This window comes from Candidatus Firestonebacteria bacterium RIFOXYD2_FULL_39_29 (genome assembly GCA_001778375.1).
Lineage (GTDB): Bacteria > Oederibacteriota > D2-FULL-39-29 > D2-FULL-39-29 > D2-FULL-39-29 > D2-FULL-39-29.
Genome location: MFGV01000031.1, coordinates 1 through 6,046 on the forward strand (window position 1 = coordinate 1; position 6,046 = coordinate 6,046).

At 38.2% G+C, this 6,046-nt stretch carries 7 protein-coding genes; all 7 read left to right on the forward strand.

The annotated features are described in order from the left end of the window. Nucleotides 1-215: 215 nt before the first annotated feature. Nucleotides 216-608 carry an S-adenosylmethionine decarboxylase proenzyme gene (locus tag A2536_09710; GenBank protein OGF47055.1) on the forward strand — a complete coding sequence of 131 codons (393 nt, stop codon included), beginning with the start codon at nucleotides 216-218 and terminating at the stop codon, nucleotides 606-608. Between the two features lie 175 nt (nucleotides 609-783). Next, nucleotides 784-1,224 carry a hypothetical protein gene (locus A2536_09715; protein OGF47056.1) on the forward strand — a complete coding sequence of 147 codons (441 nt, stop codon included), beginning with the start codon at nucleotides 784-786 and terminating at the stop codon, nucleotides 1,222-1,224. Between the two features lie 305 nt (nucleotides 1,225-1,529). Further along, entirely contained in the window at nucleotides 1,530-2,042 is a 513-nt protein-coding gene (locus tag A2536_09720) for a hypothetical protein (GenBank protein ID OGF47057.1), read from the forward strand. Then, entirely contained in the window at nucleotides 2,039-2,260 is a 222-nt protein-coding gene (locus A2536_09725) for a hypothetical protein (GenBank protein ID OGF47058.1), read from the forward strand. The genes A2536_09720 and A2536_09725 overlap by 4 nt, the downstream gene beginning before the upstream one ends. 189 nt (nucleotides 2,261-2,449) lie before the next feature. Next, nucleotides 2,450-3,400: a hypothetical protein gene (locus tag A2536_09730; GenBank protein OGF47059.1), complete on the forward strand. Its 951-nt coding sequence runs from the start codon at nucleotides 2,450-2,452 to the stop codon at nucleotides 3,398-3,400. Further along, nucleotides 3,400-4,746, forward strand: a complete 1,347-nt coding sequence (locus A2536_09735) for a tRNA lysidine(34) synthetase TilS (protein ID OGF47060.1) — start codon at nucleotides 3,400-3,402, stop codon at nucleotides 4,744-4,746. The genes A2536_09730 and A2536_09735 overlap by 1 nt, the downstream gene beginning before the upstream one ends. A 142-nt stretch (nucleotides 4,747-4,888) precedes the next feature. After that, the gene (locus tag A2536_09740) at nucleotides 4,889-5,809 is read left to right on the forward strand and encodes a hypothetical protein (GenBank protein OGF47061.1); all 921 of its coding nucleotides are present in this window, start codon (nucleotides 4,889-4,891) and stop codon (nucleotides 5,807-5,809) included. Nucleotides 5,810-6,046: the final 237 nt, after the last annotated feature.

Sequence of the window (6,046 nt, forward strand, 5' to 3'; positions counted from 1 at the left end):
AACCCGTATAATTATTAACACGGGTCACAAAAGAATAAAATCCTTGATTTTTCAGTGCAAAAGTTATGGCTTAATTTGCTTGTTGCGGAATCGCTGAAGTAAAGCGAACAAGATAGACCTTAATTAAAATAAATGTTATAATGCCATAGGCCATATACTTGAGTATAGTGAAATGGTACATGGTTATTGCAAAACAGGGAAGAAGGAGAATATTTATGAAAACAATAGCTTGGCATATATCTTCAAAGCTTCACAAATGCGATCCGAACAAACTAAATGATTTTTGTTTTATTCAGGGTGTTTGCCTGGAATCGGTAAGGGTGGCGAGGTTTAATCTTGTTAATTCGGCGGCTTACCATCACCGTTTGCCGAATGGAAAGCACCAGGGAATCTCCGCTGTTTTTATTATTGAAGAGAGTCACATAGCCATTTATACCTATCCGGAATACGGCTTTGCCATGCTTGATATCCTTACCTGTGGTTCCGAAGAAGCCGCTCATAAGTGCCACGACTTTATAGTCAAACAACTTAAACCGGGGTCCATAGAAAAGGATAACGGAGAGATCTCCGGAGATTTTATCCCTCTTAAAGGCTGGAAGTCGTGTTAAAGGTAAGTTTATAAGGTTCATAAAGTTTAAGCAAGGCTTTTCTCGAGAGAAATGAAATGCAGATGTCAACATCTTTTGACAAAGCGAGATAAAGTAAAAGCAACGAACAGTTAAAAGGATAGTTTAAGGGCTGCCTTATTAAAAGAGGGCGGCCCTTTTTAAAGAGGAGAAACAAATGAAGATATTCAGTAAAATTCAATTTCCTGCCAAAGAGAATTTTAAAAAATTCGGTAAAATACTGGAAGGATCGAAAAAAACTCACAGTTCTAAAAAAACACAGTATGAGGTAATAACCGGGTCAAAATCCGAGGGCTGGTTGCTGGCTTATCTGGTCGTAAGAAACAGGGTGTCAAAATGCATTGAGCAGCATCCTGCCTCCAAGGAGTCTTTTGAACCGGTAAAAGGTGTCTGCCTTTTAATTGTTGCGCCGGTTAAAACCCCTGATAAAATTGAAACTTTTGTTTTAGACAAACCTGTTGTATTAAATGAAGGGGTCTGGCATGATGTTGTAGCTCTTTCTGAGGAAGCCGAAGTTAAAATCGCTGAAAATAGCGGCGTGACGACAAAAAAGATATTTTTTAAAAAAACAGTAGAGCCTGTTTTAATTACAAAATAGCAAAGCATGATAGTAAAACGGCGCTATATACCATTCCCAAAAAAGGAGAGATGCAGGGCCTGGCTTTTGCTATATGATTAAATCAGGTACTAGGTTCTAGGTGCTGGGGGTTAGGTTAATTTCAAGGTGGTATTAATTTAAATACTACCACAATAATGTAGTATTGTTTTTAATAATATCCCCAATATGTAAACCCAGCCCCTAGAACCCATCACCCAGAACCTTTCCTTTGGCTTTTCCTATTGAAAATCACCAACTTATTGTATACAATAGATTAAAATTAATGATATTCAGGAGATATGAATATGAAAAACAACCTTATTAAGATGATAGTTGTCGGGGCGATAATTGGTCTTGTTCTTGGAGTTGTAGCAAATTTAGCGGGTGCGGGGGCCTTGGATTATGGCGCGACATATAACTTTCCGGGAGCTGATGACAGCAGAATAAACAAGATGCTGGAAGAAAATCCCAATATTCCTCTTTATGAAAGGCAAAACACCGTAATAGGCGGAGCGGTATTTGGGTTGATACTCGGAGCTTTAATAGGTTTAATAACGAATATGCTGAAATCCGAAGGAGCATATATTTTATCAGCGGTTTGCGGATTCTTGCTTTCAAGTTTTATTATTTCTCCTTACGCATTTTATAAATTTCTTCCGCCGGTAGCGCATAAATATTCTATTTGGGTGATAATTCCCGGAGTGATTGTTTCCGTTCTCATCTCTATCTTTTTGGAAAGATTCAAGCCGGTAGAGATTGAACCGGTGGTGGAAATACCGGTAAAACAGCAGCAACAAGGCAAAAAGAAAAATAGATGAAGATAGAGGTATTGGTAAAACCCGGAAGCAGTAAAGAAAAATTAGAAAAAACGGGGGATAACCGGTACACTGTCTGGGTGCACGAACCTCCGATAGAAAATAAAGCCAACCTTGCGGTTATCAAGCAGCTCTCAAAATATTTTGACGTGCCCAAATCATACATCTCCATATTACACGGTTCAAAAGGCAGGAAAAAACTATTTACAATTGACGAATGAGATTAAGCAGATAGGTTCTAGGTTTTGGGTCCCGGGGGCTAGGTTTACGCTAAGGAGTTTTTATTAAATCAATACCACATTTAAAAAAAGACATTTATAGACCGTTATGGACTTTTACAGACTTTTATGGACAAGTTTTTACATGAGCAGCGTGATAACGTGGAACGTTTTAACGGAGGAAGTCGGGCATTGTTTAATATATCAACCGTCTGGAACATAGAAGCGGGGAAGTCCGTGGTTGAAGCTATGGAAGAAATTAATTCCCTCGGCTTTGACGCGCTGGAGCTTTCCTGGATTAATGAAGAAAAATATGAACTGGTAAAAAAGACAAATTTTAAAGCCGGAAGCGTCCACAGTTATCTTCCCGAACCTATGAAACTTAAGGAGGGGAGATGGAGAAACAGTGTGTTTAATCTGACAGCGCTTGACGAAGATGAACGTCTTGACGCAATTAAATGGACGAAGCGGACTATAGATACAGCGGTTGATATTTCCGCCGCTGCTGTTGTTGTTCATCTGGGCAATCCGGAAGGAATGGAGAACAGATCTTATTATCTTAAGGATCTTTATAGTGCAGGAAAAAAAAACAGCGAAGAATTCATTAAAGCAAAAGATAAGCTTCTTTTTGAACGAGATCTTAAAAAAGGAAAAACCTTTGAAAAGGGCTTAAAAAGTTTAAGCGAAATAAATGCCTACGCCAAAAAGGCCGGTATTAAAATAGGTTTGGAAACAAGACTGCATTACGAGGAGCATCCGAATCAGGAAGAGTTTGCACATATTTTCAAAGAATTTAACGGCGGGGCTCTTTATTACTGGCATGACCTGGGACATGCTGAAATTCAGGGACGGCTTGGCTTTATTGATCCAAAAGAATATCTTTCTCTTTTTTCCTCAAGACTTATCGGCCTTCATATTCATGATATAAAAATTATGGAAGATCATAAAGCCCCGGGTCTCGGGGATATGGATTATAAAGAGTTTTTACCTTACTTTGCAGATAAAAATATTCTGAAAGTGTTTGAGGTTCATTCCTCCAATACAAAAGAGCAGGTTTTAAACGGCAAAAATATTCTGACCGGTTTAATAAGTGAATATATGGCCGGAGATCCGCCTAAGTCGGATAGAGGATTTAGTAAATAATGCATGAAAGAGTAATAGCTGCAATAGAAAAAAACAACCTGCTTCGAAAGGGGGATACTGTTCTGGCCGCTCTTTCCGGCGGGCCTGATTCTACTGCTTTGCTTCTTGTTTTACACGAAATCAAATCAAGGTATGACCTGAAGATCTTTGCGGTGCATATAAATTATCACCTTCGTGGATCAGAATCAATAAAAGATGAGAATTTTGCCGGGGAACTTTGTTTAAAATTAAAAATACCCTTTGCCGTCTATTCTTTTGAGACAAGAAAAATAATCAAAAAGAGGTCCTTGCAGGATTTTGCAAGAGAGTTGCGCTATCAGGCCTTTATTGAGGAAGCAAAAAAAGTCGGTGCCGGTAAAATTGCTGTGGCTCACAATAAAAATGACAGAGTAGAGACTATCCTTATGCGATTGCTGCGAGGCAGTCACACTGCCGGACTTTCAGGTATGCCCATAAAAAGGAAATTATCGGAAAATACTGAGCTTGTCCGTCCCTTGTTCGACCTTGAAAGAAATGATATTGAAGATTATCTTAAAAAGAAAAATATAAAAGCGCGGACGGATAAAAGCAATTTAAAGACGGATTATTTAAGAAATAAAATAAGACTGAAACTTTTACCGCTTTTAAAAAAAGAGTATAACCCAAAAATCGAAGAGAATTTATTGCGTTTAGCGGCGATGTCTTCTCTGGATGAAGCTTATATTTTCGGCAAGGCAAAAAAATATATTAAAGAAAAAAACAACGAATACTTTGTTCAGTCTTTAACTTTTGAAAAAGCGCCTCTGGCGCTTCGTTACAGGATTTTACGCGAGCTTATCCGTTCTGCCAGAGGTAATTTAAAGGGAGTGGAAAACAAACACTTATCGGATGTAATAGCAGGTAAAAAGAGTGTCGCTTTCCCCGGAGGGCTCCTGCTTTTAAATACCGGCGGAAAACTTGTTGCGGTTAATAAAAAGAACGGCGAAAAACAGAAAGTTGTCAGGCTGAAAATACCGGGTTTTTCATATTTTGGAAATTTTAGAGTAGCGGCAGAAGTAAAAGGTATGGTAAAATGCTTTGGAAGCAGGAAGGATGCGTATTTTGATACTGCTAAACTGAATTTTCCTTTAAGCTTAAGAGAGAGGCAAGCCGGAGACAGATTTGTCCCTTTTGGGATGAGGAGTTTTAAAAAGCTCCAGGACTACATGGTGAATGAAAAAATACCAAAATACAAAAGAGAAACTATACCGCTTGTGACCGACCGAAAAGGTAATATTTTATGGGTAGCCGGTTATCGCACGGATGAACGTTTCAAGGTTAAACCGACAACTAAAAGAGTGCTGCACCTAAATGTCAAGGCAGTGTAAAATATTATATGACAGATATGCAGCAAGGAATAAATACAAATGATAAAGTACAAATTGCAATATTATGAAGATTATATAGACTTCCTTATATTGTCACTTGTCATTTGTAATTCGTAATTTATTTTTGGGAGGAGAACTAAAAATGCTAAAAGCAATACTTTCTCTACTCACTTTACTTGTTCTTCCGGTGTTTTGTGCGTCTCAGGGTTTTTCTTTGGATGTCTATTCTGAAAAAGCGGAAGTGGCTTCAAAAGAGATAATGAAAGAGGTGACCTGGAGTTCGGTCAAAACAAGAGAAGAGCTGCTCCTGGAATATATAATCGGGAAAGATAATACGGATCCGCTCAAACTATTTTACTGTTCCAAACAAATAATTCAAAAAAGAGAAGAGTCTGTGCCGGAGATCGTGAAACTTCTTGCCGTTACTGAAAATGAAGAAAAGTTCGCCGGTCTTGCCCTGCCCCTGCTCTATTCTAAAGACCGCCGAGTTGTGGAGCTGTTAAAAATAATAATAGAAAACAAAACTAAGAGCATAAAGATGCGGGGGCTTTCCGCCGCCATTCTGGCTACTTATGTAAAAAATGAGGCTTATGCGAAAAATAAATGGAAAATTGCCAAACAGGTAGTATATACTTCTGAGTTTCTCCGGCTTGAAAAAGATGAAATAAAGAATCTTTTACTCTATGTGGATGAATTAAAATTCAGGAAAGACATTGGTGTGGATATGTTTATCTGGATAAAACCGGGAATTTATGACTTTACTCAGCCGGTAGAGGACCCGGATCTTCTTAAAGATAAAGATAAAAAAGAAAAAAAGGAAGACGTAATGAAGGATTTAAAGTCTGATAATAAGGATAAGAGAGAAAATGCCATCTATTCAATGCTGAATCTCCCTTTTGCCGGAAGGGATAAGCTCCTTGAAGGTATCTCCAGATCGGATCCTGACACCGGAATACGAAAAAGTGCAGAGTTATATTTGAAGCTTATAGAACGGTTAAAAGCAGAGAAAACCGTTATAACCCCTGAAGTAAAAAAAGCACCCGGAAAACAGGAAAAAGACTGACGTACAGAAGTACAGAGGAACGGAAGCACGGAAAAATAATTTATGGCAACAGGTAATATACTGTATTTCGCAAGAATATTACTTATTTCCTTGTTTGCCAAGCATCCAACCATCTAAACATCTAAGCTTATGCATTTCCACTATGACATACAGCGATTCCGCAACTATAATAAATAGCCCTATAAAAACCTGTATATACCCTGAGAAAAACGATTATTACCTGTTTAAGCAAATTCG

Excerpts from the sequence above, each read along its gene's own strand:
- A2536_09740 (OGF47061.1), top strand. The coding sequence starts at position 4,889 with ATGCTAAAAGCAATACTTTCTCTACTCACTTTACTTGTTCTTCCGGTG.
- A2536_09710 (OGF47055.1), top strand. The coding sequence starts at position 216 with ATGAAAACAATAGCTTGGCATATATCTTCAAAGCTTCACAAATGCGAT.
- A2536_09735 (OGF47060.1), top strand. The coding sequence starts at position 3,400 with ATGCATGAAAGAGTAATAGCTGCAATAGAAAAAAACAACCTGCTTCGA.
- A2536_09715 (OGF47056.1), top strand. The coding sequence starts at position 784 with ATGAAGATATTCAGTAAAATTCAATTTCCTGCCAAAGAGAATTTTAAA.
- A2536_09725 (OGF47058.1), top strand. The coding sequence starts at position 2,039 with ATGAAGATAGAGGTATTGGTAAAACCCGGAAGCAGTAAAGAAAAATTA.
- A2536_09720 (OGF47057.1), top strand. The coding sequence starts at position 1,530 with ATGAAAAACAACCTTATTAAGATGATAGTTGTCGGGGCGATAATTGGT.